This is a genomic window from Gluconobacter sp. P5B12, assembly GCF_018812035.1.
Lineage (GTDB): Bacteria > Pseudomonadota > Alphaproteobacteria > Acetobacterales > Acetobacteraceae > Gluconobacter.
In genome coordinates, this window is the sequence record NZ_JACRVV010000003.1 from 54,022 (window position 1) to 79,236 (window position 25,215).

Consider the following 25,215-nt stretch of genomic DNA (forward strand, 5'->3'; position numbering starts at 1 on the left):
GCAGGTCCTCAATGTCTTAAAACTGTCAAATCCCTGCCAATGTTCTCCAACCGGCTTCGTCAACAGTTTTAAGCCCCAGATCAGCAGCCTTCTTTGCTTTTGATCCCGCTTTTTCTCCCAGCACAACCAGAGACGTCTTTTTGGAAACACTATCGGTTACCTGTGCCCCAAGACGCTCCGCGATTGCTTTTGCTTCAGGGCGCGTCATTGTGGTCAGGGTGCCGGTGAAGACGATGGTTTTCCCCGAGAGGTGGCCTTCGGACGGTGCTTCTTCTGCTTCAATTGTGTGGAGTTGCTGGCGAAGATCATCAAGAGTTTCGACGTTGTGGGCTTCTGAAAAGAATGCGACCAGTTCGTCTGCAATCGCACCACCGACGCCCATGATGGAATCTAATGCTTCCCGCTCTTCGCTGCCCGCGTTCGCAGCTACCATTGCGTCGCGCCAGGCTTCAAAGGTGCCGTAATGCCGCGCAAGAAGCTGGGCGTTACGCTCTCCGATCCGGCGAATTCCAAGACCGAAAATGAGCCTGGCCAGAGATATAGTCCGTCGCTCATCAATCGCCTGGAGAAGATTCCTGACCGAGAGCTCTCCCCAGCCGTCCCGTTTCTGAAGTTCATCCTGATATGCGCTCAGGCGAAAAATATCTCCTGGGCGCAGGACGTAACCCGCAGCATGAAATTCTCGGATGCTGCGGTCTCCGAGGCCATCAATGTCGAACGCGCCTCGTGACACCATGTGAATGAGCCGTTCCACGACCTGTGCCTCACAGGTCAGTCCGCCGGTACAGCGGCGCACTGCTTCTCCATGGACACGCTCAGCCAGTGATCCGCAGACCGGGCAATGATCTGGGAAAACGTATCGCGGGCTACGTGGCTCATCGCTTTCCACAACGCCCAAAATTTGTGGAATGACGTCTCCGGCACGTTGAAGGCGAACCAGATCTCCATCACGGACGTCCTTACGGGCGATTTCGTCTTCGTTGTGCAAAGTTGCACGCGAGACAATCACGCCACCAACATTGACGGGCTCCAGATGAGCTACAGGGGTCAAGGCGCCAGTTCGTCCGACCTGAATTTCAATCCGCAGCAGCCGGGTGATGGCCTGTTCAGCCGGGAACTTCCAGGCAATGGCCCAGCGCGGCGCGCGACCTGCAAACCCCAGTCGGTTCTGGAGGGCTATATCGTTCAGTTTGAAGACAATGCCATCGATATCATAATCGAGGCCGGAGCGATCGCGAGCGAGCCTGTCTACATACGCGGGGATATCCCGGGCATGTTCGATCAGTTCGGACAGGGGATTAACCGTGAAGCCCCAGCGTGTCAGGGCCTCAAGATATCCTGAATGGGTTTCGCTTATAGCGGACGATGCGTAACCCTGAGCGTAGGCGAACAGGGACAAGGGTCGGCTGCGTGTGATTTCCGGGTCTAGCTGTCGAAGAGATCCTGCTGCGGCATTTCGCGGATTGGCGAACGGTTTGATTCCGCGCTCTGCCTGTTGCTCATTCAGGGTTAGGAAGTTCTTCTTTGAGAGGAAAACTTCACCACGGATTTCTATGACATCTGGTGCATCATCAGGGAGAGTGTGCGGAATATCCTTGAGCGTCAGCAGATTGGCCGTGACGTCTTCGCCCTCAATACCGTTGCCACGCGTCACGCCCCGGACGAATTTTCGGTTCTCATACGTCAGATTGATAGAGAGGCCGTCAATTTTGGGCTCGGCGACAAATTGAAGGGCTTGAATGCCGTCGTCATCCAGCCCCAGAAAGCGACCAGCGCGCGAAACAAATCCTTCAAATCCGTCAGCCCCAAAGACGTTATCCAGAGACAGCATCGGAACAAGATGACGGTGCTTTCCAAAAGCCGAATCGGGTAGAGCGCCGACGCGATCGCTCGCTCCTCCCTCACGGCGAAGCTCAGGGTTGGCGTCTTCCAGTTCCAGAAGCTCACGCCGGGCAGCGTCATATTCTGCGTCAGAAACCTCCGGGTCGTCCTTGCCGTGATAGGCCTCGTCCCATCGGGCGAGCAGGGTCTCAAGTTCGGCGTGACGATCGGCAGAATTCATGCGGTCTGTTCCAGAAGGCTATCTGCGGCGCCGCGTGCCGCATCAGTAATGACGTCACCCGCAAGCATCCGGGCAATTTCTTCGCGGCGGGCTTCACGGGAAAGAGGCTCTGCAAGTGTCTCGGTGCGCTCGTTGTGGATGCGCTTGGCAATGCGCAGGTGATGGTCACCTCGGGCGGCAACCTGCGGGCTGTGCGTTACGACGAGGACCTGCACGTCCTGTGCGACCTTGTGCAGCCGGTCGCCGATTGACGATGCGGTTGCGCCGCCAACGCCAGAGTCCACCTCGTCAAAGACCAGTGTTCCCACATCAGAGCGCTGGGCCAGCACAACCTTCAACGCCAGCATCAGACGCGATAGCTCACCGCCAGAGGCCACTTTGGCCAAAGGACCGGGTGCCTGACCGGGGTTTGCCGCGATAAGAAAAGAGGATTGCTCCATGCCGCGGCTGTTCCATTGTTCGGGTGCGAGCGGGAGCAGCGAGACAATGAAACGGGCACGTTCAAGTTTGACCGGCTTCAACTCACGGCTGACGGCCTGCTCAAGTTTTTGAGCAGAGTGTTCGCGCGCCTTGGACAGAGCTTTCGCGGCTTCTTCATAGGCCAGCCGCGCTTCTGTCAGAGCGATTTCAAGCCGTGACAGTTCGGCATTACCCGAATCGAGCGCAGCCAGACGGCTTTTCAGGGACGCGAGAAAGGACGGCAGTTCGGCGACCGAGACGTTATGTTTTCTGGCTTCGGCCCGCAGGGAGAAAAGACGCTCTTCTGTCTCTTCCAGCAGTCGCGGATCGCTCTCCGTATCGGCAGCAAGACGCGTTAGCAGCATTTCTGCTTCTGCTAACGCTTCCTCAGCTTTTTCCAGCGCATCTAAAGCTTCCTGGGCCTGCGCCTGATGAGTGGAGGTGCTGCCCTCAGTTTCTGCAGAAGACGGCAGCAGCCGGACCAATGCCCGGCTGGCAGACCGCAAAGCGGCGGAAGGGTTTGATGAGCGTCGGTCACGCGGCGTCAGTTCAGAAAGGGCTGCGGCAACAGCCTCTCCGCGACGTTCGTCCTGCTGAAGACTGACACGTAGCGCGGCAAGCGACTCTTCTTCGCCTTCCTGAGGAGCCAAAGTCGAGAGGTCATCAACAGTTGCACGCAGCCACTCCTCCTCGCGCGCAGCAGCATCCATTTCGGAACGTGCTTTTGCGAGCGCTGTGCGGGCATTGGCCCATTGATGAAACGTTGTGGCGGTTCGCGCCAACAGGTCCCTTTTGACGCCGAATGCATCCAGCAAATTCAGGTGGGTGCTCTGATCGGCGAGACCCATCTGCTCGTGCTGGCCCTGGATTTCCACGAGTTGAGACGCGATACGCCGCAGCAGGCTAATTCCGACAGGCTGATCCGAGACATAAGCGCGCGAGCGTCCATCAGGCGTGACGATGCGGCGCAGCACCAGAGGCTCCGAAGCTTCTTCCAGTGCGATTCCCTGTTCGCTCAAAAGAGTGAAAACAGGATGCCCGGACGGCACTTCAAAGATGGCAGCCACACTGGCTTGCGCTGCCCCGGAGCGGATCAGTCCAGCATTGGCGCGGTCGCCAAGGGCAAGGCCAAGGCTATCGAGCAGGATGGATTTACCAGCACCGGTCTCACCCGTCAGAACGGTGAGACCAGCGGCCAGAGTCAGATCGAGCTTTTCGATCAGAACGACGTCACGGATCGAGAGATGGGTCAGCATGACGGGAATGTTGTGTGTAGTGAGGCGTGTTTCAAACGCCTCACATCAGAATACGCTATGCCAGGCGCGGGAAAAGAATCCACGCGGCTTGCTGGACGTCTTGATCGGCTGCTTGAACTCGCTGGACAGCAGCTTGTTGTCCCGCAGATTTGCGTAGGCATAGCGGTACCACTGACTGTCTGGATAGTTGTAGCCCAGTACGGATGCCGTCTGTCTGGCCTGATCCTTGAGACCGAGAGCCAAATAGACTTCGACAAGACGCTCCAGCGCTTCAGCTACGTGATTCGTGGTCTGGAAATCCTGCACGACACGCTGATAGCGCGTCATTGCGGCTTCATAGTTGCGCTGCTGCTGATACCAGCGGCCAACCAGCATTTCCTTGCCGGCAAGGTGATCACGGCAAAGATCGATCTTCAGCTGGGCGTCACGTGCATAAGCTGTCTGTGGGAAGCGGGTAATAACCTCTTCCAGAGCATCAAGGGCTTCAACCGTTCCCTGCTGGTCACGCTGGACGTCAGCGATCTGCTCATAATAGCAAAGGGCGCGCAGATAGAAGGCATAGGCCGCATCAGGGCTGGTCGGGTGGAGCTGGAGATAACGCTCAAGCTGCTGAACCGAAAGCGCATACTCACCTTGCAGGTAGTAGGCATAGCCTTCCATCAGCTCGGCATTGCCGGTGAAACCGGAATACGGATAGTTCTGCTGAAGCAGCTCGAATTCGCCGCCCGCCAGTTCATATCGGCCGGAATGAAGAGCATCGATACCGTAGTTATACAGCGTCTCTGCGTCAGCAGCCTTTGGAATAACTGGCTTCTCATGCTTGTGAGAAAGCAATGAACAGCCTGACAGAAGCAGCAAACCGCTTACGGCCGCAGCCTTCAGAACAAGACCCCGTCCGTTCCAGGACACTTCGAAATGATGCTGAGTGCTGCTTGCCATACCTGCTCTTCCCGTGAAGCCCGTCTTATATCACGGGAATGCGGGGACGAAAGACCCGCCATTTAACCTTAGGCTGCGACGCGTGTGCGACGGTGGCCCCGTGCTGAAACGGTAGAGGTCGGAGTTTCAAAACGCCAGTTTTTCTGATCTGAAAAAACGCTGCGCAGAAGCTCGTTATTAATTTTGTGACCAGATTTATGGCCGATGAATCCCGCTTTCAGGCGGTAGCCGCAGCAATACAGATCACCGATAGCATCAAGAAGCTTATGTCGGGCAAATTCCCGCTCGATTTTCAGACCTGCTGGATTAAGAATGGTCTTACCATCCACTACGACAGCATTGTCGAGAGAGCCTCCACGGGCGAGGCCAATACTTTGAAGATATTCAATGTCCTTCCGGTTCACAAAAGTACGGCAGAAAGACACTTCTTCTAGAAAGCGAGCCGGATCAAGCTGCATGGCATAGCGCTGACACCCAATGGCTTCAGCATCAAAATTTAACGAAATTGCAAGAGAAAGACCGCGTTGAGCCGGGCGCAGCTCGGCAAAAGCACCGTTGTCGCCTTCAACCCGGACGTTTCGAAGAATTTCGATAATTTTTCGTGGCGTATCTAGCGTTTTCTTCCCTGCGCATCGTAGCAGAAAAGCAAACGCATCTGCCGAACCGTCCAGAACCGGTAATTCCGGACCACTAACCGAAATGAACGCGTTATCGATTTCCAAGGCGTTAAGGGCCGCCATCAGGTGCTCAATAGTTGCCACGCGCAGAGAAGGATCATTTTTGCAGGCAACAACAGTCGAAAGTTTGGTGTCGATAATCCGGTCATAGAGAGCGGGAAACGAAGGAGAGCCGGGGTAATCGCTCCGCTGAAAGCGAATACCTGTATCCGCTTCGGCTGGAGAAATTTCCAGATCGACATCAAGTCCACTGTGAAGGGCGATGCCGCGGCAAGATATAGGAGAATGAAGAGTTGTCTGCAGGTTCTTCAAATCGGGACGCTCAGAGAAAAGAGGCGTCTGCGTGCTGTCAGACGCGCTGGAAAGTAGCGGGCGGACCTTTCGATCTGCTGGAACCGACTTTCCATGATGCGCTGGCGTAACCTGCATGAATCCCCCGACGATTTAGACTGGCTTATAATAAAACCCAGTCATCGCCGGAGTGCCATTCAATGATTGTTGCCGGATATTACCTGACTGCTTTCCTGCGATGCGCAGGATTTTGCAGGAAAGCAGTTTGCCTATTCAGCGACGCAGATAGGTCGGGATATCAAGCGTAGAATCATCGCTCCCATCCGACGGCGCTTGGTTATGGCGCTGGTCGGAGGGGTTATGATGATCGGTCTGCTGATATGCGTCACGGCTGTTCTGCTCCGTGCGCGGGGCTTGCGGAGCTGCTTGCTGCGGGGCCGGACGGCTACGGAAGGCGCCCGTCATAAGGCCGAAAATGCTGCGTGGGGCTTCTGGAGCTGGTGCACGCGGCGGCTCGGAAAACAGGCCAGCGCGCGGGGAGCGCGGTGCTGCATCGTCCTGCGGGGCTGCGACGTGCGGCGGCTGAGGGGCCGCATGTGGCGGGGGGGCAACCGGGCTTTCCGCAGCCGGGGGCGGCGATGCAGGCTGCTGTGATGCATTGGGATCAAGATTGAAGTTTGGGCGTGGCGGCCCACCAGCATAGGTCGATCCCGGTTGGAACGTCTGAGGAGCCTGACGATTTTGAGCAGACGTATCGCGGGATGCCGCAGCAGAAGGGGCCTGCTGGGGAGCCGCCGCAGGCGTCGTCTCTGTATTGTTCGGATCATTTCTGGACTGGGTGTCGATGCCCGTCGCCACAACCGAAACGCGGATGCGCCCGTTCATGTTTTCATCGATCAGAGCACCAAAGATGATGTTGGCTTCTTCGGCAACTTCTTCACGAATACGGTCGGCAGCTGCGTTCACTTCGTAAAGTGTCAGATCTTCACCACCTGTGATGTTGATCAGCAGGCCACGGGCGCCAGCCATGGAGGCATCTTCAAGCAGTGGGTTGGAAATGGCGCGCTCGGCAGCGGCAACGGCGCGATCTTCACCGTCGTCTTCCGTGGTGGCTTCACCGGTGCCCATCATGGCCTTGCCCATCTCTTCCATCACGGCCTTCACGTCCGCAAAGTCGAGATTGATGAGACCCGGAGAGACCATCAGGTCCGTAATGCCGCGAACGCCCATGTTCAGGACGTTGTCAGCCATCTTGAAGGCTTCACGGAACGTCGTGTTCTGGTTCGCGGAATTGAACAGGTTCTGGTTCGGAATAACGATCAGGGTGTCGACGTGCTTCTGAAGCTCGGCGATACCGGATTCAGCAGCCAGCGTGCGGCGGCGACCTTCGAAGTTGAAGGGCTTCGACACCACACCAACTGTCAGAACGCCACGTTCACGGGCCATGCGCGCGATAACCGGAGCCGCACCCGTACCCGTACCACCGCCCATACCGGCTGTGATGAAGACCAGATTCGCCCCTTCGAGCTGACGCTCGATTTCCTGTGCAGCTTCTTCAGCAGCTTCGCGGCCGATTTCCGGCTTGGCGCCTGCGCCGAGACCGCGTGTCAGATGGGGGCCAAGCTGGACGCGGCGTTCAGCCTTGGAGTGGGCGAGCTGCTGCGCATCCGTGTTGGCAACAACGAACTCGACGCCCTTGAGCTCCGAATCGATCATGTTGTTGACAGCATTCGTGCCACCACCACCAACACCGACGACGGTAATGCGCGGGGCCAGTTCAACGTGAGAGTTCGGGGTCGGGGTAAGGTTCAAAGTCATGATCAGGTCCGGAACTGCGAGGAAGCAACGGAAAAAAGGGCGTTATTTTCTGTGTAGCTCATCCACGGTCGCGGATGAACCCCACGAGACGTTTCAGAAGGCTGCCAGATCGAGGTTCCGGGGTTGAAATGTCCCCAAAGTCCCGATCTGCGCCCGCTGCCCAGGCCAGAAGCCCCGCAGCGGTGGAAAAACCGGCCGAAGCTGCAGCAGTCTCCGGCAGGCCATGAACGTTCAGCGGTTTGCCCATGCGAACCGGCCGGGCAAGAATGCGTGTTGCGACAGGCACGATGCCTTCCATCAGGGAAGCTCCGCCTGTCAGAACGACACGCCCGTTGGCGAGACGCCCCAGACCTGCATTGTCCAGAGCATGGCGCACAAGTTCAAGTGTCTCTTCAACGCGAGGCTGAATAACGGAGATCACTTTCGAGCGCGGAATACGGGCCAAACGGTCCCGGCCTTCCCCAATGAGGGGCACGGACAGGATTTCGCGTTGATCGTCAGACCCGAGCTGTGCCGCACCATACATGGTTTTCAGGCGCTCTGCAGTTTCCAGAGATGTCGAAAGAACGCCCGCAATATCACGGGTAACATGAAGGCCACCAACAGGGATTTGTGCCGTATGGATCAGTCGGCCTTCACAGAAAACTGCGAGAGAGGTGGTTCCGCCTCCCATTTCCACGACGGTAACGCCTAAATCACGTTCTTCGTCAGCCAGCACGGCAACGCCAGAAGCAAAGGGGCTGGAAACCAGTCCGTCGAGTTTGAGCTCTGAATGCTGAAGAACGGTATCCAGTGTGCGGAGAGCACTGGAGTTCATGTCAACAACATGCAGTTTCGTCGCCAGCTGTTCACACTGATGGCCACGCGGATCAGCAATGCCCGGCATGGAGTCAACGACATACCCGATGGGAAGGGTATGGATGACGTCCCGGCCTTCTGACCATGCACGAGCCTGACCGTCCGTGATCAGGCGCTGAACATCTCCATCCGTCACTTCACGACCACCGATGGGCATGTGGGCATCGATTAGGCGGCTTCGGGGATGACCGCAGGACAGATTGACGACCAGTGAGTCCATTCGTCGCTCTGCGGCTTCCTCTGCCTGACCAACGGTGGCGCGAATAGCAGCCTCAGCTTCACGAATATCCACGATCGACCCAGATCGAATTCCGTGGGAGCGCCGCCAGCCATAACCCAGAACCTGAATGGAACCATCCGGCTCACCCTTGCCAATGAGGCAGGTCATTTTCGTCGTGCCGATATCCAGCGCACCGAAAACGCCATTGCGCCAGACACGAGGTTTGGATGTCTCTTCCGGAGGCAGCGGCAGGATTTCACGTGATGCGCGGTTCAGCGCAACTTCGCGTTCGCCACCCACAGGGATCAGGGACCGGCCCCGCAGACCACCCCGGCGGCGAAAGGCCGGAAGATCGGACGTTGGTGTAAGATCGGTCATGGCTGCTGTGTCGTCTGGCTGCTGTCAGAAGGAGGGGCGGGTGTGTCTGTTTTGGGTGTGTCAGGAGGAGGTGTGGGCGCAGGTGTCTGATGAATGACCATGCGATCTGGAAGGCGCATGTCAATCGAGACGACAGGCCGATCCAGCAGGTTCATGCTTGTCTGATATTGCGCGAGACGTGCAAACGCTGCGGCCTCTTCGCCTTCGGGGAGCATGACAGTTGTCCCGTCTTTCAGGGTCACATTCCAGCGCCTGTTTCCCACACGAATGAGGGCGGTCACACGGGATTTGACATCCGGCTGTTTGACTAAAGCGTCAATGACGACGGACGCGGCAGTATTGGCACCATCGCCAACGACAAGCGGTAGCTGAAGAAAAGCCTGAGCATTCTTGCCTGTCATGCCCTGATCGGGAACTTCTTCGCCGGCCTGATTAATGAGCGAAAAATGCCCATGCGTTTGCCAGACGGCGATGGGTGTACGTTCGGTCAGGTTGATGATGATCGTATCCGGCATCCGCCGCTCGACGGTCGCATGATCCACGAAGGGAAGTTCATCAATGCGCTGGCGTGCGGCTTCAACAGAAAAACCGAAAATTGGGTGGCCAGTGCTTGTTCCCAGGGCTTCGTAAATTGATGCCTCGCTGGTCATGCCGCGACCATTGATGACGACGTGCCGAATAGGCAGCGGCTCCATGGCAACAAGCTTGGCTCTCAGCGGAGCAAAACGCTCCTCCGACGCTGCGTCATACAGGAGGCGCGCTCCTACTCCTCCCAGTCCGACCACGACAAGGAATACGATTCCGGGGCGAATCAGTTTCCGTTGACGGCGCAGGAACAGTTTCGTCCGTGACGGCCGGTCTTCGTAAGGCGGCATCGGCGCCGGGCGGAAAGCCGGGTCACGTCGGAAATCGGGTTCCTGAGGGCGGGAGTCCCTGCGCATCAGCGGGTCAGTGCCTCCTGAACCAGCCAGTCACAAAGATCCGGGTACGAAATGCCGCAATATGCAGCCTGTTCCGGCAGCAGGGAGGTTGGGGTCATGCCGGGCTGCGTGTTAACCTCGAGAACGATCAGAGTGTCTGTCTCGTCGTCGTAGCGGAAATCCGTTCTGCTGGCGCCAGAACATCCCAAAATCTGATGAGCACGCAGAGCATAATCCAGTGCACGCTCGGTCACGCTTTCTGGCAGCTCTGCCGGGACGACGTGCCTGGAGCCACCAGCTTTGTACTTTGCTTCGAAATCGTAGAATGCAGCCGTTTCGGCAGGCAGGATGTCGGTTACGGCCAAGGCGCGATCACCCATGACGCCCGCAGTCAGCTCACGGCCAGGAACGAATGTTTCAACGAGAGCTTCTTTGCCGAAGCGCCAGTTCTTCGCTATTTCGGCACGACGGTTATCACCCTGGCGGATAATTTCAACGCCGACCGACGATCCTTCCGCAACGGGCTTCACAACATACGGCACGGGCAGTGGGTCTGCTTCCGCCAGTTCTTCAGGCGTGATGACACGGCCTTCCGCAATGGGAAGTCCCGCTGCGGCGAGCAGCATGCGGGTTGCTCCCTTGTCCATTGCGACAGCAGAGGCGCGGATGCCGGAGTGTGTGTACGGAAGTCCCATCCATTCCAGCACACCCTGAATGGCGCCATCTTCGCCTTTGGGACCATGCAATGCATTGAAGACGACGTCAGGGGTGGCCGCTTTTAGAGCCTGAATGGTGACGGCAATATCGGCACCGACATCGACTGGCGTTACCTCATGCCCTTTCTCACGCAGGGCAGAGATGGCTGCATTGCCACTGACAAGGCTGACAGGTCGCTCGCTGGACGTACCGCCATATAAAACTGCGACCTTCATACTGTCTTCTCTCCTACGTCACGACGACCAATGCGTCTGATCTCCCAGTGCAGGTCAATCCCGCTATGGTCCAGAACTTTCTTGCGAACAGTTTCCCCAAGCGTTTCAAGCTGTTCGCTACTGGCATCACCAATGTTCAGCAGGAAGTTGCAATGCTTCTCACTGACCTGAGCGCCACCCAGCGTCAGGCCACGGCAACCTGCTTCATCAATCAGCGCCCAGGCTTTGTGACCCTCCGGGTTACGAAACGTTGAGCCACCAGTGCGGGCACGAACAGGCTGGGACGCTTCGCGAGAGGCACGAATTTTTGCAAGGCGTTCCCGAACGGCGTCTGGCACGTCTGGTGTGCCCCGCAGTCTAGCCCGGATGACAATAGCGCCTTCCGGCAAGTCCGAATGACGGTACGCAAAGCCCAGGTCTTTACAGGTGAGGCGACGCAACTCGCCGTCTGACGTGAGAATATCCGCCCAATCGAGAACGGCATTGATGTCCGAACCATAAGCGCCAGCATTCATGCGCACAGCCCCGCCAACGGACCCAGGAATGCCGACGAGAAACTCCAGTCCAGCCAGTCCAGCCGCGGCACTGTGCTCGGCTACCGTGACATCCAGAGCCGCGGCACCCACTACCAGGCCATCAGTCTGGACTTCAATGTCCGAGAAACCACGGGCCAGCCGGACCACCACGCCTTCAATACCACCATCGCGGATGATGACATTTGAGCATGCGCCCAGAACTGTCAGGGGCATGTCGACGGGGCGGTTCCGCAGCAGATCAGCCAGATCATCGGCGTCTTCTGGCACGAACAGCCAGTCAGCCGGGCCGCCAGTGCGGAACCAGGCGCGGGCTCCCAGCGGTGCATTGGCGGTCAGACGTCCGCGAAGCCCCTGAACTGGAAAGTTGTCGCTCATACAGCGCTTTCCGGCGCCGGGCTTTTGGTGTTCAGAGCTTCCAGTTCTTGCGGAAGGGTCTGAGCCCACTGGGTGATTGTTCCGGCACCGAGGCAGACTACATAGTCGCCGGGCTTTGCGATCGCATTCACCATTTCAGGAAGAAGTTCAGGTGAGGGCAATGGCACGACAGACCGATGTCCACGATCCCGCAGGCCTTCGACCAGAGCATCACGATCTGCGCCTTCAATCGGGCTTTCACCAGCCGCATACACGTCAGCCACGATAACGGTATCAGCATCGTTCATGCAGGTGCAGAATTCGCCGAACAGGCCTTTCAGACGGGAATAGCGATGCGGCTGCACCACGGCAATGACGTTCTTCGCGCCTGCCTGACGTGCAGCTTTCAGGACAGCCGCAATCTCGACCGGATGATGACCATAATCGTCAATGATCGACACGCCATTGAATTCACCCGTCCGCGTGAAACGACGCTTTACGCCCTTGAAGGACGCCAGGCCCGAGGCGATGACGGAATCACTGATTTCCATTTCCAGCGCCACCGCGATGGCTGCCAGAGAGTTCAGAACGTTATGATGCCCCAGCATTGGCAGGCGGAACGGACCGGCGCGACGCGTCCGGTTGCGGGCGCGGTTCGTGACCACAACCTCGAATGTTGCGCCACGCTTGTCCATCACGACCTTCTCAGCGCGAACATCGGCTTGCGGGCTGAAGCCGTAAGTGATGATGCGGTGATCGGACAGGCGCGGGATCATCTGCTGAACCTGCGGATGATCCACGCACAGTACTGCAAAGCCGTAGAACGGAATGTTGGAGACGAACTGGTCATAGCCCGCCTGCATGGCTTCTTCCGTACCCCAGTGATCCAGATGCTCGGGGTCCATGTTCGTGATGACAGCAATGACCGCTGGAAGACGAAGGAATGATCCGTCGCTTTCGTCGGCCTCAACAACCATCCAGTCACCAGAGCCCATACGGGTGTTGGTGCCGTATGCCTCGATGATGCCGCCGTTGATGACGGTCGGGTCCAGCTTCGCATGCTCCAGGACACACGCCACGAGGCTTGTCGTCGTGGTCTTGCCGTGTGTGCCGCCGATCGCGACAGACCAGCGCAGACGCATCAGTTCTGCCAGCATTTCCGCACGACGAACGACCGGGATCAGCTTTGCCCGCGCCGCAATAACCTCAGGGTTGTCTTTCTTGACGGCTGTAGAGGTCACGACAACCTGGGCGTCACCCAGATTGGAGGCATCATGTCCGATGTGGATCTGGATGCCAGCGTGTCGCAGACGCTGAACATTCGAGCTTTCCGCAATATCTGAACCCTGAACCCGGTAGCCCAGCATGTGCAGGACTTCTGCAATGCCGGACATTCCGATACCGCCGATACCGACGAAATGAATGGTTCCGATGTTCAGGGGCAGGGCGCGCATGGGGCAGGTACTCTTGAGGTAATAGGGTAAAAAGAGATGATCAGGACCGAAGGCCGGCTTCGATCAGGTCTGCTACTTTTGCGGCAGCATGAGGGCGAGCAAACTGACGTGCAGCTTCAGCAGCAGCAGAAAGGCGCTCAGGGTGTGTAAGCAGGTCAGCCACGAGAGCCGTCAGGGCCGCAGATGTAAAATCCGGCTGACGAACCATCCAGGCCGCTCCCGCATCTTGTAAGGCTTTGCCGTTGGCGCCCTGTTCGTCAGAGGCGGCGATGGGCAGAGGTACAAGAATGGACGGAAGTCCGGCCATGGCCAGTTCTGCGACAGAAGATCCGCCTGCGCGACCGATAACCAGATGGGCTGATTTCAGTCGCTCGGGAACATCGTTGAAAAAAGGTTCAACCTCAACCGCAATATCGGCACCTTCATAGATGGCACGAACGCGATCGGTATCTTCCGCGCGAACCTGTTGTGTCACATGCAGACGCGTCCGGAAGCCAACCGGCAGAGCGGCCAAAGCCTGAGGCACGACATCTGAAAACACGCGGGCACCGAGTGAGCCACCCCAGACCAGGAGCCGAACCGTCTCTTTTGGTGCGGTATAGGGCTGCCCGAACAGGGCTTCGATCCCGGCCCGAACAGGCATGCCCGTCAGAGTGACGCGGGCGCCCTGCGGGAGGCGCGCAACGCTGTCATAAGACGTGGCGATGAGGGGAGAAAAGCGCGACAGAAAGGCGTTTGCCTGTCCGAGAACCGCGTTCCCTTCGTGAATAACCATTTCCGGACGCTGCGATTTTGGCAACATGCGAGAGGCCAGAAGCGGCGGAATGGATGGATATCCTCCAAACCCGACAACAGCGGCCGCATCGAGTGTTTTGAGGATCCGGCGTGCTTCCAGCATGCCTCGGAAAAGTGCGGTAATACCACGCACTTTCCCCCCAAGGCCTTTGCCCGCCACGCCTGCACCGTCCAGCACGTACTGAGGCCGATCCTTGAACATGCCGGTCTCACGCCGCCCATGTCTGGTGTCCGTCATAAGAACAAGGTCATGCCCACGTTCTGCCAGGACGGTTGCAACAGCTTCAGCCGGGAAAAAATGCCCTCCGGTTCCACCGGCAGCAACGACAATCGGACGTTTCATGGGGTGTTTCTCTCAAGAAGGGAACCGGGGGTGTAAGGGGTGGCGACACGCTGGGCAATCTTGCCCGGACCAACGTGATGGCGCGTCAGGGCAAGGACCATTCCCATGGTCAGAGCAATGGACATGGCCGAACTCCCACCATACGAGATGAATGGCAGCGTCATGCCCTTTGTTGGGATGAGGTGAAGTGTTGACCCCATGTTGACGAACGCCTGTAGTCCGAACCCTGTAACCAGGCCTGCCGCGGAGACAATCACAAAAGGATCTTCTTCCCGCATCAGTTTCAGCAGGGTGCGGAGAACGATAATGCCGAACACGGTGATAATGCCGAAGCAGAGCAACAGGCCGTACTCTTCGCCGGCAACGGCAAAAACAAAGTCGGCATGAGCATCAGGCAGCAGATCCTTGACGCGTCCTTCACCCGGCCCACGTCCGAGCAGACCCCCATTTCCGAAAGCACGAAGCGCCGTGTCGATCTGATAGTGATCGCCAACGTCCGGATGCAGGAACCGCTCAACACGGGAGCGCACGTGTGGGAACATGACGAACGCCATGCCGAATGCACCAATCATGCCTGCAACACAAAGCCCAACCCAATACAGACGCAGTCCGTCGACGAAGAGCTGCGTCATGAAAACCATGGTGATGACGGACAACATTCCAATGTCCGGCTGGGACTTGAGGAGCGCCAGAATGACGCCAAAGCATGCGAATGCGATCAGCATTCCGGGGAACGCTATGTTCCCCCGCAAAACGACCGTCCGGCGTGCGGAGAGCAGCCAGCCCGTCATGACGGCAAAGCAGGGCTTTAGAAATTCTGAAGGCTGCACGGACATCATGGGCAGGGCGATCCAGCGGCGCGCGCCTTTGATCTCCATCCCGTGCACCAGTGTCATGGCTGTGGCGGCGAGGGCAAGAATACCCCCGATAAAGGCTAGCTTTTTGACACCGGCTCGCGAAAGATAAGACACACCAAGCACGATCGCCCCAGCCAGTGCCAGGAAGATCACCTGCTTGAGGATGAACATGTTGCGGGATGCGCCAATTCTCGAAGCCACGGCAGGGCTGGCCGCGAGCATCAGCACATAACCCAGGCCGATCAGAATTCCGACACAGGCGAGCGTGACCCGGTCGGTATTGCGCCACCAGCGGGCGATTGCCGATGAATCGACACGGGAGGAGCCCGCCATGACCGTCAACCTTCCTGTTCTGCTTTGAGCATTTTGCCCGAATGGCCTGATTTCACAATATTATCGCAAATCTGGAGAAAGTGTGACCCACGATCCTCAAAACTGCGAAACTGATCAAAACTTGCACAGGCCGGAGACAGAAGAACGGTTCTGACACCACCCGTTAAGGCTGCGTCAAACGCTGCGGGCACTGCGCGATCCAGCGTGTCACACATCGTATAGGGAACGCCATTGGCTTGAAGTGTTGCAGCAAGAACAGCGGCGTCTCGACCAATGAGGAACGCGTGGGCAATGCGGTCAAACCATGGGACAAGCATTTCGATGCCGCCCGCTTTAGCCGTTCCCCCTGCAATCCACATCACACGGTCGTAGGACCCAAGCGCCTTGGACGCAGCTTCGGCATTAGTTGCTTTGCTATCGTTGATGAACGCCACACCATCCTGCTCGGCTACCTTTTGCAGCCGATGTTCCAGACCGGGAAATGAGGCCAATCCATCACGAATAGCCGTGTCGCTCAAACCAAGATGCTTTGCCATCGCCCAAGCCGCGGCGACGTTCTGACGGTTGTGCCGTCCGGGGAGTGCAGGGCCGTCGAAGGATGGAACCGCATCCGGCGCCAGCATCGTGACGGGAATTCTTCGTGACGCAATTTTCTCTGCGATCGTCATGCACCACGGATCGTCTTCGCCGATGGCCGCCAGATCTTCAGACGTCATGTTGTCGAAGACATGCGCTTTCGCTGCTGCATAGCCATCCATGTCTCCATGACGATCAAGATGGTCCGGTGTAATGTTCAGCAGGCAGGTAGCCGCAGCGTGGAACTGGTCCAGCCGTTCCAGCATGTATGACGACATCTCAATAACGTAAACGCCGGTATCAGCCAGAAGAGGAAGTGCCAGAGACGCAGTGCCCAGATTGCCGCCCGCGACACAGGGAACCCCGGCGGATTGCAGCAGATGCGCCAGCAGAGCTGTCGTTGTGGATTTTCCGTTGGTACCGGTTATGGCTGCAAAACGCGCTTTAGATCCGGCTTTGCGAACATTGCGATAAAGCAGTTCTGCATCTGACAGGATCTGCACATTCTGAGCGCGAGCCAGTTCGGCCACAGGATGGGGCTTAGGCAGAATGTGCGGAATACCAGGAGACAGGACGAGCGCTGTCATGCCGGACAGGTCTGTCAGTGGTGCAAGTGTCAGTCGCTCATGAGGGGGCAGAGACGGGGCATTATCATCCCATGCCTGAACCTCGGCACCCATGTTCAGCAACGCGTTGACTACGGCCGCACCGTTACGACCAAGGCCGCAAACCGCATAGCGCTCACCTGCGAGAAGATCTGTCGGAAAGCCTGTCATCTCAATTTCAGCGTGGCCAGACCACACAGCCCCAGAACGATGGAGACAATCCAGAATCGTACGACGATCTTCGGTTCCTGCCAGCCCTTCTTTTCAAAGTGATGGTGCAACGGTGCCATGAGGAACACACGCCGGCCTGTACGCTTAAACCAGAAGATCTGGATCACGACGGAGAGCGTTTCTGCGACGAACACGCCGCCAACAATGCACAGAACAAGCTCATGCTTGACGGCGACGGCAACGGCCCCAAGTGCGCCGCCGAGGGACAGGGAGCCTGTATCACCCATAAAAACGGCAGCCGGGGGTGCATTGAACCACAGAAAGCCAAGCCCCGCTCCAATCAGTGCGGCGCAGAACACAGCCAGTTCGCCGGTGCCCGGAACAGGGTGAAGCTGGAGGTAATCAGCAAAAACATGATTGCCCACGAGATAGGCAATCAGCGCAAAGACGAGCGCTGCAATTACGACAGGAACAATGGCCAGCCCATCCAGGCCATCGGTGAAGTTCACGGCATTGCCGAAGCCCGTAATCGTAATCATCGCAAAAAGTGGGAAGGCATAACCGAGCGGAAGGAGGATATCCTTCACGAAGGGGAATGCGACGGCATTACGGAGTTCCGGTGGCGTCAGGTGCTGGAGCCAGATGCCTGCGATGAGAGAGGCTGCAAACTCACATCCCAGCCGTACGCGCTTGGACACACCTTTCGTATTACGGCGGGAAAGCTTTAGATAGTCGTCTGCAAAGCCAACGGCACCGAATGCGGCAGTTGTGAGCATAACGGCCCAGACGAAACCGTTTGTCAGGTCTGCCCACAACAGCGTCGCGGAGAACAGCGCGATCAGGATTAGCATCCCGCCCATTGTTGGCGTGCCAGCCTTTTCCAGAATATGCCGTTCCGGACCAAGCGTGCGGATAGGTTGCCCTTCACGCTGGATCCGTTTGAGCTGCGCAATGAAGGGGTTGCCAAGCGCTAGCGAGATCACCAGCGCCGTCAGGCACGCACAACCCGAGCGGAACGTCAGATAATGGAAGAGGTTGAAGAACCCGCCATGCGATGAGGCATGAGAGGCGACGAGATTGAACAGCATCAGGCAGAGACCGGGTTGGAAGCGTTATCGAGGGCCGCAATGACATCGCGCATCCGGCTGCCCAAACTGCCTTTGACGAGCAGAAGGTCACCGGGGCGGAGAGCATCACACAGAAGGGGGGCGAGGGAAGACGCGTCCGGGGCGTAACCACCCCGCACGGTTTCGGGAAGAGCTTCGTAAAGCGCGTGCATGTGGGTGCCACAGCAGAAAGCCAGTGCATCTGCTGCAATTACGGCATCCGCGAGAGAACGATGTTCTGCCTCTGCGAATTCGCCAAGTTCACGGATGTCTCCCAGAGCGACCACGCGCCGTTTGGCGGGAAGAAGCGAGAGAGTCTCTAGCGCCGAACGAATGCTGGTCGTGGAGGCATTGTAGCTTTCATCAAGCAACTGCACGCCGTTCAGCACAGTACGTATCTGTCCGCGGCCTGCTCCTGGAACAAACCCGGTCAACGCTTTAGCCGCATTCGGCACATTTTCGCCAAGGGCTGCGACAGCTCCGAGAGCCAGCGCGGCGTTTCGCGCCAGATGTCGGCCGGGAGCTGTTAATCTGACGGACACGCTCGGCGCATTAGGGAATGTCAGGGTAAAAGTGCTGCCTTCCGCGGTGCAGAGCAGGTTTTCTAACCGGACTTGGGCGGCAGCAGAAAAGCCGCTTAACCAAAGCGATGCATGGTTAGGGAGTGCTGTCTGAAACAGGTCTTGCCCCACAGCATCGTCCGGAGCAATAGCCGTCCCGTGTGGTGGTAATGCGCTGAAGAGTTGGGATTTTTCACGCGCGATTTCTTCCACGCTTCCCATATGGCCCAGATGTGCTGTTCCGATGGTGGTAATGATTCCAACGTCCGGACGAACCTGCGCAGCCAAGGGGGCAATTTCCCCGACATGGTTCATGCCAATCTCACTTACGCAAAAACGTGCATCGCGGGGGAGGCGCGCTAATGTGAGAGGGACGCCCCAGTGATTATTGTATGAGGCGATGGCAGCATGTGTCGGCCCGAGCGCAGAAAGTGCGGTGCGGAGCATGTCTTTCGTCGTGGTCTTGCCGACGCTGCCAGTAATCGCAACGACTTTTCCATCAAAGCGTGCGCGTGCGAAGCGTCCCAGTGCTTCCAGGCCTGTCATCGTATCGGCAACGATCAGGAGGCGTGGGTCCGTCAAGCCTCTGGTGTCATGCACCATCACACACGCTGCCCCGGCGGCGAGGGCCTGCGCGATGTGTGCATGGCCATCACTGGCATCGCCCTTAAGTGCGATGAAAAGGTCGCCAGATTTTAATGTCCGGGTATCGATGGAAATTCCCGTGACGGCAACCTCAGCTTCAAGGCGGCCATTTGTCGCATCACGAAGCTCTTCGGATGTCCAGAGAACGCTCATGCTGCACCTGCGAGTTCACGGATAACGCTGCGGTCATCGAACGGAAGAACGGTTTGACCGACAATCTGTCCCTGCTCATGACCCTTGCCAGCAACAACCAGAATGTCCCCCGGCTGAAGCGCGTCCAGCCCAGCGGCGATCGCAGACCTCCGATCCCCGATTTCGTGTGCTTCCGGGCAGGCTGCATGAATGGCGGAACGGATACTCTGCGGATCTTCGGTGCGTGGATTATCGTCCGTCACAATCGCGAGGTCTGCCATGCGTGCCGCAACATCACCCATCAGTGGGCGCTTGCCACGATCGCGATCTCCGCCCGCACCAAACACGACGACCAGCCGTCCCTGAGTGTGTGGACGGAGGCTGGCGAGAACGCGTTCCAGTGCATCCGGCGTGTGGGCATAATCGACGTAGGCTGCGGCTCCATTGGAAAGCTCAACAGCACGTTCACATCGTCCGCGCACACCGACCAACTGCGGCAGGTAATCTACCACGCTTTGTGCTGTGCTTTCATCCTGCCAGCACATCGCGGCTGCCAGCATGGCATTATCGGCCTGGAACAGGCCTGGTAATGCCAAGGTTATTTCTGGAAGCTCTTCGCCGTAGAGGGAGAGCCGAACAATCTGACCGGTAGGCGTCGGAGTTGTTTCGAGAAGGCGCAGGGCTGTCCCTGTTTTGCCGACTGTGCGAAGTGTCATGGCGCGCTGGGCTGCCAATGCCTGCAACGCGTTGAGCGTCTCAGGATCCATATCCGCATTGACCGCAGCGATACCATTCGTTGGCAAAAGCTCTTCAAAAAGACGCAGTTTGGCAGTGCGATAGGCTGTAATCGTGCCGTGGTAATCCAGATGGTCACGCGTCAGATTTGAAAAGCCCGCTGCGTTAAGCGTAACGCCATCAAGGCGGTGCTGCTCCAGTCCGTGCGATGAGGCTTCGAGTGCAACATGATCCACACCGTACTGCGCCAAAGAGGCAAGTGTCTTGGCCAGTGAAACGGGATCAGGCGTTGTCAGTGATGGCGGAGGCGGGACGTCAACGTTGGCAATCAGCCCCAGTGTTCCAAGGCTGGCCGCCTTGAAGCCCTGAAGCGTCCAAATCTGGCGAAGAAATTCTGCCGTGCTGCTTTTGCCGTTTGTTCCGGTTACTGCTGCAATGCAGGTCGGCTGTGGACCTGCAAGCGTTACAGCCGTTAATGCGAGCAGGTGTTTGGCGTCAGGAGTTAGTAGAACGGGAACATCAGCTTGCGCCGGATGATCTGCAACAACGGCAACTGCACCATTTGCGACCGCTTGAGGAATGAAGGCTGCTCCGTCCTGTTTCGCGCCCCGGAGAGCAAAAAACAGTGTGCCCGGCCGGACCTGTCTGCTGTCTGCTGTTACCGCGCAGATTTCAGGGTCAACGGAAGGCGACAGAATGGAACCATTCTGCCGGAGGAGTTCAGAGAGACGCATGGGTAGGCTCAGTGCTGTGTCTTGGGAGTGTGCGCCTGATTGCGCGGATCCCCAGGGTCGTTACCAGGGCCAAGGGCACGATAGCCCGCTGGCACGGACGGATTCATGGGGATGGCGAGAGATGCATCAATGGCGTCCTTGTTGGCTGTATCCGGGAACTGGTTCAGGATAGGCCCAACACGGGAAATGATTTTCTTGACAGTTGGCGCTGCGTTCCATGCGGCGGTGGTCCAGCCATGTGTGGCCGCAGTGCCCTGTGGGCTATCGAGCATGACATACACCGCATAATGCGGGTTGTTCATCGGGAAAACACTGGTGAAGGCCGAAACGTTGACGTGTTTCAGGTATCCACCATGAGCACCGATCTTTTCAGCCGTGCCTGTTTTGCCACCCACGTAATAGCCCGGAACTTCAGCCGATTTGCCGCTTCCCAATGTTACGTCAAGACGCAGCAGTTTGCGCAGCAGAGCAGACGTCTTCTCTGACAGAACCCGCGTTCCGACAGGTGTCTGTGCGCCAATGTCATCGCCGCTATCTGCCTCGTCGGGCTTGTAAACAACGGGGCGCACCTTGGCATCAGGTGTCTGACTTTCGTCCTGCTGATCCCGGGCCACCAGTGTGGGCTTCAAAAGAATGCCGCCATTCACGGTGGCCGCCGTGCCGCGGACAATGGCCAGCGGAGGCTCAGCCACACCATGGCCGAAGCCGACAGTCATGACAGTGGAGAGGCCCCAGTTTTTCGATGCGGGTACTAGGGGACGTCCGGCTTCTGGAAGCTCAACCGGGACGCGGTTGAAGAAGCCCATGTTTCGCAGCCAGTCCTGCTGGCGCTGGGCGCCTACATCCAGGGCAATATGGGCTGCGGCCGGGTTGGACGAATATGCCAGCACGCCCGGTAGAGACAGCCATGGTGCAAAATGATCAGTCTTCATATCGCGGATGGTGAAGCGGCCAACACGAATGGGAATGGTCGAAAACCGATCCCAGATATGAACCACACCAAGCTGGAGACCCATTGCGGCTGTCTGGAGCTTGAATGTCGAGCCAGGCTCGTACATGCCTGTCACAGCACGGTTGAAGCGCGCGTCGTTCGGTGCGTGGTTGAAATCATTGGCGTCATAGTCAGGGAGGCTGACCATGGCGAGAATTTCGCCCGTCCGAACATCCATGACAATGGCCGAAGCGCCGATTGCCGAGAATTCATCCTTGGCAGCCTGCAACTCATCATGTGCCACGGCCTGAACGCGAACATCCAGAGAGAGGCGCAGCGGTGTGCGGTCCGAATTCAGGCGCTGATCAAAAAAGCGCTCCACGCCTGCGATGCCATGATCATCAATATCCACGCTGCCCATGATCTGGGCTGCAGTCCGGCCAAGAGGATAATGACGGCGCTCACCGGCCTCAAAATAGATGCCGGGAATACCAAGGTTATTGATTGCAATTTCCTGCACGGGGGAAATATCACGGGCAATGTAAACGAACTGCTTCTTTAACGAGAGGCGACGAACGGTTTCGGCTTCATCCAGTTTGGGCAGTACAGTTTTAAGCTTCTTCGTCGCATCCTCCGGATCAATCAACTCCATCGGATTTGCGTAAACCTGCGCGACGGGGAGAGACAGCGCCAGAGCCTGTCCATTGCGATCGGTGATGGTCGCGCGTTTGACTGTAGGCAGGACAAAATCTCCTGCCATTTCACCGCGTGGATCGCTTTTCGGAATTTCTGGAACCTGAGGTGCGATCTGGCGCTTCTCGGGCTCCATAGGCATCAGCACCGTTGCGAACGTGGCTTTGAGGGCAACTGCGCCATAAATGGCCAGAAAACCCATGCCGACGCCCAGAAGGCGACTATGCATCTGATCCAGATTAAGACGGCGGGAAGGCGTTCGCACTGCCGTCTGTGTGTCGCGCCGCTCTGCCCGTTTGCCCGGGCGCGCTGCGCGACGCGAACCTGATGGGGGTGGCACGTCCTGGGGCATCGTGCGGCGTTGCGTCCTGTCTAAGGTGCTCGCCCGAAGCTATCCGGAAAATACTGAACGAGCAGTTAATAAAGAAGAGAGGGTCTCAGTTAGCCAACGGAACTGGCGGGGGCAATGCGTCTTCGTCATTTCCCAGCGCAGAGCTGGCATGATGGTGCGGGCGCGGGCGTTCTTCAGCAACGCGGGTCAAGGACGCCTCACGAACCTGATGAACGGGTTGTGTGTGCCACGCAGCAGCGACCAGTGGTGTCGGGCGTGCGCCATGATAGCTCACAAGACGAACGGTCGGCGTCACGTCCGAACGGGTTGTCGCACTGACATGCGGCGTCACAGGACGAGCAGAGGCCAGATCCATGTCTGGGGAATGGACAATCCGGTCAGCATGCGGGTGAGCAACATGCGTCGTAACGGCACGGGCTGTCATGACATGAGGTGTGGGAACTGCAGGCGTGGCTGCAGCAATAACCGGAGTATGCTGAACGGGCGCAACTGGGTGAACAACCGGAGGAGCCGGCAGCGGAAGATGTGCCTCGGTCGCCGCACGGTTGACGACTTCATGCAGGCTTTCGCGCGGATCTGTTGGAACCGGGCGCGAGCCCGGGTTTGGAAGGCGTGCCTCAAGACTGGCCATGCGGATGAACTGATCCGGGGCCATAGGGTGAAGGTCGGGAAGAAAGCGCGCTGCCAGAGTGTTCAGGCGATCCGGCTGGTTCAACAGGGCCCATTCCGTGCGCATCATGGCTGTCTGCGCGCGGACTTTCTGCGTTTCCTGGACCACCTTGGTGATCTTCTGGTCGAGGACCGTCGTCTCATGCTTCTTGGTGTAGAGAAACAGGCCAGACCCTGCGGCGAGAACAGCGCAGGCGATGGTGAAGGGCCGGATCATGCTCGGTTTCCTGAGGCGGGCGGTTGTGGGGCGGAATTACGAACCAGAGCGCGCAACCGGGCGCTGCGTGCTCTGGGGTTATCCCGCGCTTCCTCTTCCGTGGCAGGCAGGGGGCGGGAATACAGGAGAGAAAAAGCCGAAGGCTCTTTCCGGACAGGCGCCGGGTCATAGCGGGACGGATTGGCAGTGCGACCTGCCAGTTCCGCCATGGCGCGCTTGGCCAGACGATCTTCAAGGGAATGGAAGGTCACAACAACGAACACGCCGCCTGGAGCCAGAAGGCGAGGGGCTGCCTCCAGCGCGCGTTCCAGTTCGCCCAACTCGTCGTTCACAGCAATCCGGAGGCCCTGAAAGCTGCGTGTAGCGGGATCGATCTTGGAGCGGTCTTTGGGGACGCAGGAGCGAACGATGTGAGCGAGGCGACCCGTGGTCGTAATGGGTTCTTCCGCGCGGGCTGCCACAATGGCGCGTGCGATGCGACGGGACAGCTTCTCTTCGCCATAACGATAGAGAACATCCGCCAGATCACCTTCCTTCATGGAATTTACCAGATCGGCAGCAGAGGGGCCTTCGTCCCCCATGCGCATATCCAGCGGACCATCATTACGGAAAGAAAAGCCGCGTTCAGCCTGATCAATCTGGAAGGAAGAAACACCGAGATCCAGAACGATGCCGTCAAACGGTCCGTCCTGGCCCACAAGCGCTTCCATGTCCCCGAATGTTCCCTGATGCATGAACAGTCGACCATTGGCCTGCTCGGCCATGGCTTCACCACGGGCAATCGCAGTCGGGTCACGGTCAATGCCGTGCAGGGTGCAATCTGCGCTGTTGAGTATGGCACGTGCGTAACCGCCGCCCCCAAATGTTCCATCCAGATACCGGCCGCCCTCACGCGGGGAAAGTGCTGCGAGCACCTCCTTCAGCATGACGGGAACATGTCCTTGATGGACGAGCGTGATTGCGTTCATGCCGCATCTCCGGTGGCCGGTTTGCGGCTGCTGGTAAGTTCTTTTGCCCGTGCGCGGGCCTGGTGACGACGTTCTGCTGCTGCTGCCGGATTCCAGATCTGGAAAACGCGACCCAGTCCCATGAAGGACACTTCGTCGCTTAGCGATGCATGGGCGCGCAGAACATCGGGAAGAATGATCCGGCCTTCCTTGTCGCTGTCGAGCGGATACGCATCTGCGTAAAGGCTTGCAGCTAGATCTTCGTGGTCTTCAGAGAACGGATCGTATTCGTCCAGAGGCTGCGCCAGAGAGGCGAAAGCGGCGGACGTCCAGGCTTCGATGCACGGATGAAGATGTGAGGGCCGAAGAATGACCAGCGCTTCGCCGGGCTGAGCCTGCGTTCTGAGAGCGGATCGGAAGGGGGCCGGAATGGAAACACGTCCCTTGGCGTCAAAGCGGTTCTGATGTGTGCCGAGGAACATGCTCATTGATGATGTGCCTCCCTTCACTTCAGGACTTGCGCAAGGTGATCAGGTATTTCTCTGTTCTTTCTTGGGATACCATGGGATTTCATGGGACGTCAAACATATATCTGCGAAAAACCGCAGAAAACTGCGGCTATTTTCATGGTGGAAATTGTGACGCGATTTTTTGCTGTTT

Annotated in this window: 20 protein-coding genes; all 20 read right to left on the reverse strand. The window is 57.9% G+C overall.

Features of this window, described 5'->3' with window-relative positions:
- Nucleotides 1-25 precede the first annotated feature (25 nt).
- Nucleotides 26-2,062 carry an NAD-dependent DNA ligase LigA gene (gene ligA / locus KP702_RS07065; RefSeq protein WP_215768709.1) on the reverse strand — a complete coding sequence of 679 codons (2,037 nt, stop codon included), beginning with the start codon at nucleotides 2,060-2,062 and terminating at the stop codon, nucleotides 26-28.
- Nucleotides 2,059-3,777 (reverse strand): DNA repair protein RecN, encoded by a 1,719-nt coding sequence (gene recN, locus KP702_RS07070; protein WP_215768710.1) that lies wholly within the window; start codon nucleotides 3,775-3,777, stop codon nucleotides 2,059-2,061. The genes ligA and recN overlap by 4 nt, the downstream gene beginning before the upstream one ends.
- Before the next feature lie 45 nt (nucleotides 3,778-3,822).
- On the reverse strand, nucleotides 3,823-4,716 hold the full coding sequence (locus KP702_RS07075) for an outer membrane protein assembly factor BamD (RefSeq protein WP_211516639.1): 894 nt from the start codon (nucleotides 4,714-4,716) through the stop codon (nucleotides 3,823-3,825).
- Nucleotides 4,717-4,784: 68 nt separating this feature from the next.
- Nucleotides 4,785-5,822 carry a UDP-3-O-acyl-N-acetylglucosamine deacetylase gene (gene lpxC / locus KP702_RS07080; protein ID WP_202207295.1) on the reverse strand — a complete coding sequence of 346 codons (1,038 nt, stop codon included), beginning with the start codon at nucleotides 5,820-5,822 and terminating at the stop codon, nucleotides 4,785-4,787.
- Between the two features lie 135 nt (nucleotides 5,823-5,957).
- Nucleotides 5,958-7,502 carry a cell division protein FtsZ gene (gene ftsZ, locus KP702_RS07085; RefSeq protein ID WP_202207296.1) on the reverse strand — a complete coding sequence of 515 codons (1,545 nt, stop codon included), beginning with the start codon at nucleotides 7,500-7,502 and terminating at the stop codon, nucleotides 5,958-5,960.
- Nucleotides 7,503-7,560: 58 nt separating this feature from the next.
- Complete coding sequence (ftsA, locus tag KP702_RS07090) at nucleotides 7,561-8,958, reverse strand: cell division protein FtsA (RefSeq protein WP_046901366.1); 1,398 nt, start codon at nucleotides 8,956-8,958, stop codon at nucleotides 7,561-7,563.
- A complete protein-coding gene (locus KP702_RS07095) occupies nucleotides 8,955-9,899 on the reverse strand; it encodes an FtsQ-type POTRA domain-containing protein (protein ID WP_215768711.1) in 945 nt (314 codons plus the stop codon). Before KP702_RS07095 ends, ftsA begins: the two co-directional genes overlap by 4 nt.
- Nucleotides 9,899-10,810 carry a D-alanine--D-alanine ligase gene (locus tag KP702_RS07100; protein ID WP_215768712.1) on the reverse strand — a complete coding sequence of 304 codons (912 nt, stop codon included), beginning with the start codon at nucleotides 10,808-10,810 and terminating at the stop codon, nucleotides 9,899-9,901. The genes KP702_RS07095 and KP702_RS07100 overlap by 1 nt, the downstream gene beginning before the upstream one ends.
- Nucleotides 10,807-11,721 carry a UDP-N-acetylmuramate dehydrogenase gene (gene murB, locus KP702_RS07105; protein ID WP_215768713.1) on the reverse strand — a complete coding sequence of 305 codons (915 nt, stop codon included), beginning with the start codon at nucleotides 11,719-11,721 and terminating at the stop codon, nucleotides 10,807-10,809. The genes KP702_RS07100 and murB overlap by 4 nt, the downstream gene beginning before the upstream one ends.
- Nucleotides 11,718-13,154: a UDP-N-acetylmuramate--L-alanine ligase gene (murC, locus tag KP702_RS07110; RefSeq protein WP_215768714.1), complete on the reverse strand. Its 1,437-nt coding sequence runs from the start codon at nucleotides 13,152-13,154 to the stop codon at nucleotides 11,718-11,720. The genes murB and murC overlap by 4 nt, the downstream gene beginning before the upstream one ends.
- Nucleotides 13,155-13,194: 40 nt before the next feature.
- Complete coding sequence (gene murG / locus KP702_RS07115) at nucleotides 13,195-14,292, reverse strand: undecaprenyldiphospho-muramoylpentapeptide beta-N-acetylglucosaminyltransferase (RefSeq protein ID WP_215768715.1); 1,098 nt, start codon at nucleotides 14,290-14,292, stop codon at nucleotides 13,195-13,197.
- Nucleotides 14,289-15,482: an FtsW/RodA/SpoVE family cell cycle protein gene (locus tag KP702_RS07120; protein ID WP_086633620.1), complete on the reverse strand. Its 1,194-nt coding sequence runs from the start codon at nucleotides 15,480-15,482 to the stop codon at nucleotides 14,289-14,291. The genes murG and KP702_RS07120 overlap by 4 nt, the downstream gene beginning before the upstream one ends.
- A 5-nt stretch (nucleotides 15,483-15,487) precedes the next feature.
- Entirely contained in the window at nucleotides 15,488-16,834 is a 1,347-nt protein-coding gene (gene murD / locus KP702_RS07125) for a UDP-N-acetylmuramoyl-L-alanine--D-glutamate ligase (RefSeq protein ID WP_215768716.1), read from the reverse strand.
- Nucleotides 16,831-17,922, reverse strand: coding sequence for a phospho-N-acetylmuramoyl-pentapeptide-transferase (gene mraY, locus KP702_RS07130; RefSeq protein WP_064273099.1), 1,092 nt, complete (start codon nucleotides 17,920-17,922; stop codon nucleotides 16,831-16,833). Before mraY ends, murD begins: the two co-directional genes overlap by 4 nt.
- Nucleotides 17,922-19,298, reverse strand: coding sequence for a UDP-N-acetylmuramoyl-tripeptide--D-alanyl-D-alanine ligase (murF, locus tag KP702_RS07135; protein ID WP_202207303.1), 1,377 nt, complete (start codon nucleotides 19,296-19,298; stop codon nucleotides 17,922-17,924). The genes mraY and murF overlap by 1 nt, the downstream gene beginning before the upstream one ends.
- Nucleotides 19,295-20,746 carry a UDP-N-acetylmuramoyl-L-alanyl-D-glutamate--2,6-diaminopimelate ligase gene (locus tag KP702_RS07140; protein WP_202207304.1) on the reverse strand — a complete coding sequence of 484 codons (1,452 nt, stop codon included), beginning with the start codon at nucleotides 20,744-20,746 and terminating at the stop codon, nucleotides 19,295-19,297. The genes murF and KP702_RS07140 overlap by 4 nt, the downstream gene beginning before the upstream one ends.
- An 8-nt stretch (nucleotides 20,747-20,754) precedes the next feature.
- Complete coding sequence (locus KP702_RS07145) at nucleotides 20,755-22,722, reverse strand: penicillin-binding protein 2 (RefSeq protein WP_202207305.1); 1,968 nt, start codon at nucleotides 22,720-22,722, stop codon at nucleotides 20,755-20,757.
- A gap of 85 nt (nucleotides 22,723-22,807) precedes the next feature.
- Complete coding sequence (locus KP702_RS07150) at nucleotides 22,808-23,608, reverse strand: hypothetical protein (RefSeq protein ID WP_202207306.1); 801 nt, start codon at nucleotides 23,606-23,608, stop codon at nucleotides 22,808-22,810.
- Entirely contained in the window at nucleotides 23,605-24,576 is a 972-nt protein-coding gene (gene rsmH, locus KP702_RS07155) for a 16S rRNA (cytosine(1402)-N(4))-methyltransferase RsmH (protein ID WP_215768717.1), read from the reverse strand. Before rsmH ends, KP702_RS07150 begins: the two co-directional genes overlap by 4 nt.
- Nucleotides 24,573-25,043 (reverse strand): division/cell wall cluster transcriptional repressor MraZ, encoded by a 471-nt coding sequence (mraZ, locus tag KP702_RS07160; RefSeq protein WP_046901379.1) that lies wholly within the window; start codon nucleotides 25,041-25,043, stop codon nucleotides 24,573-24,575. Before mraZ ends, rsmH begins: the two co-directional genes overlap by 4 nt.
- Nucleotides 25,044-25,215 lie beyond the last annotated feature (172 nt).

Bases quoted from the DNA above. Each gene is read 5' to 3' on its own strand.
- KP702_RS07120 (WP_086633620.1), bottom strand. From the start codon at position 15,482: ATGGCGGGCTCCTCCCGTGTCGATTCATCGGCAATCGCCCGCTGGTGG.
- lpxC (WP_202207295.1), bottom strand. From the start codon at position 5,822: ATGCAGGTTACGCCAGCGCATCATGGAAAGTCGGTTCCAGCAGATCGA.
- murF (WP_202207303.1), bottom strand. From the start codon at position 19,298: ATGAGCGTTCTCTGGACATCCGAAGAGCTTCGTGATGCGACAAATGGC.
- murC (WP_215768714.1), bottom strand. From the start codon at position 13,154: ATGCGCGCCCTGCCCCTGAACATCGGAACCATTCATTTCGTCGGTATC.
- murG (WP_215768715.1), bottom strand. From the start codon at position 14,292: ATGAAACGTCCGATTGTCGTTGCTGCCGGTGGAACCGGAGGGCATTTT.
- murD (WP_215768716.1), bottom strand. From the start codon at position 16,834: ATGACAGGCTTTCCGACAGATCTTCTCGCAGGTGAGCGCTATGCGGTT.
- ftsZ (WP_202207296.1), bottom strand. From the start codon at position 7,502: ATGACTTTGAACCTTACCCCGACCCCGAACTCTCACGTTGAACTGGCC.
- ligA (WP_215768709.1), bottom strand. From the start codon at position 2,062: ATGAATTCTGCCGATCGTCACGCCGAACTTGAGACCCTGCTCGCCCGA.
- KP702_RS07145 (WP_202207305.1), bottom strand. From the start codon at position 22,722: ATGCCCCAGGACGTGCCACCCCCATCAGGTTCGCGTCGCGCAGCGCGC.
- murB (WP_215768713.1), bottom strand. From the start codon at position 11,721: ATGAGCGACAACTTTCCAGTTCAGGGGCTTCGCGGACGTCTGACCGCC.
- mraZ (WP_046901379.1), bottom strand. From the start codon at position 25,043: ATGAGCATGTTCCTCGGCACACATCAGAACCGCTTTGACGCCAAGGGA.
- KP702_RS07100 (WP_215768712.1), bottom strand. From the start codon at position 10,810: ATGAAGGTCGCAGTTTTATATGGCGGTACGTCCAGCGAGCGACCTGTC.
- KP702_RS07075 (WP_211516639.1), bottom strand. From the start codon at position 4,716: ATGGCAAGCAGCACTCAGCATCATTTCGAAGTGTCCTGGAACGGACGG.
- rsmH (WP_215768717.1), bottom strand. From the start codon at position 24,576: ATGAACGCAATCACGCTCGTCCATCAAGGACATGTTCCCGTCATGCTG.
- mraY (WP_064273099.1), bottom strand. From the start codon at position 17,922: ATGCTGTTCAATCTCGTCGCCTCTCATGCCTCATCGCATGGCGGGTTC.
- KP702_RS07140 (WP_202207304.1), bottom strand. From the start codon at position 20,746: ATGCGTCTCTCTGAACTCCTCCGGCAGAATGGTTCCATTCTGTCGCCT.
- KP702_RS07150 (WP_202207306.1), bottom strand. From the start codon at position 23,608: ATGATCCGGCCCTTCACCATCGCCTGCGCTGTTCTCGCCGCAGGGTCT.
- KP702_RS07095 (WP_215768711.1), bottom strand. From the start codon at position 9,899: ATGCGCAGGGACTCCCGCCCTCAGGAACCCGATTTCCGACGTGACCCG.
- ftsA (WP_046901366.1), bottom strand. From the start codon at position 8,958: ATGACCGATCTTACACCAACGTCCGATCTTCCGGCCTTTCGCCGCCGG.
- recN (WP_215768710.1), bottom strand. From the start codon at position 3,777: ATGCTGACCCATCTCTCGATCCGTGACGTCGTTCTGATCGAAAAGCTC.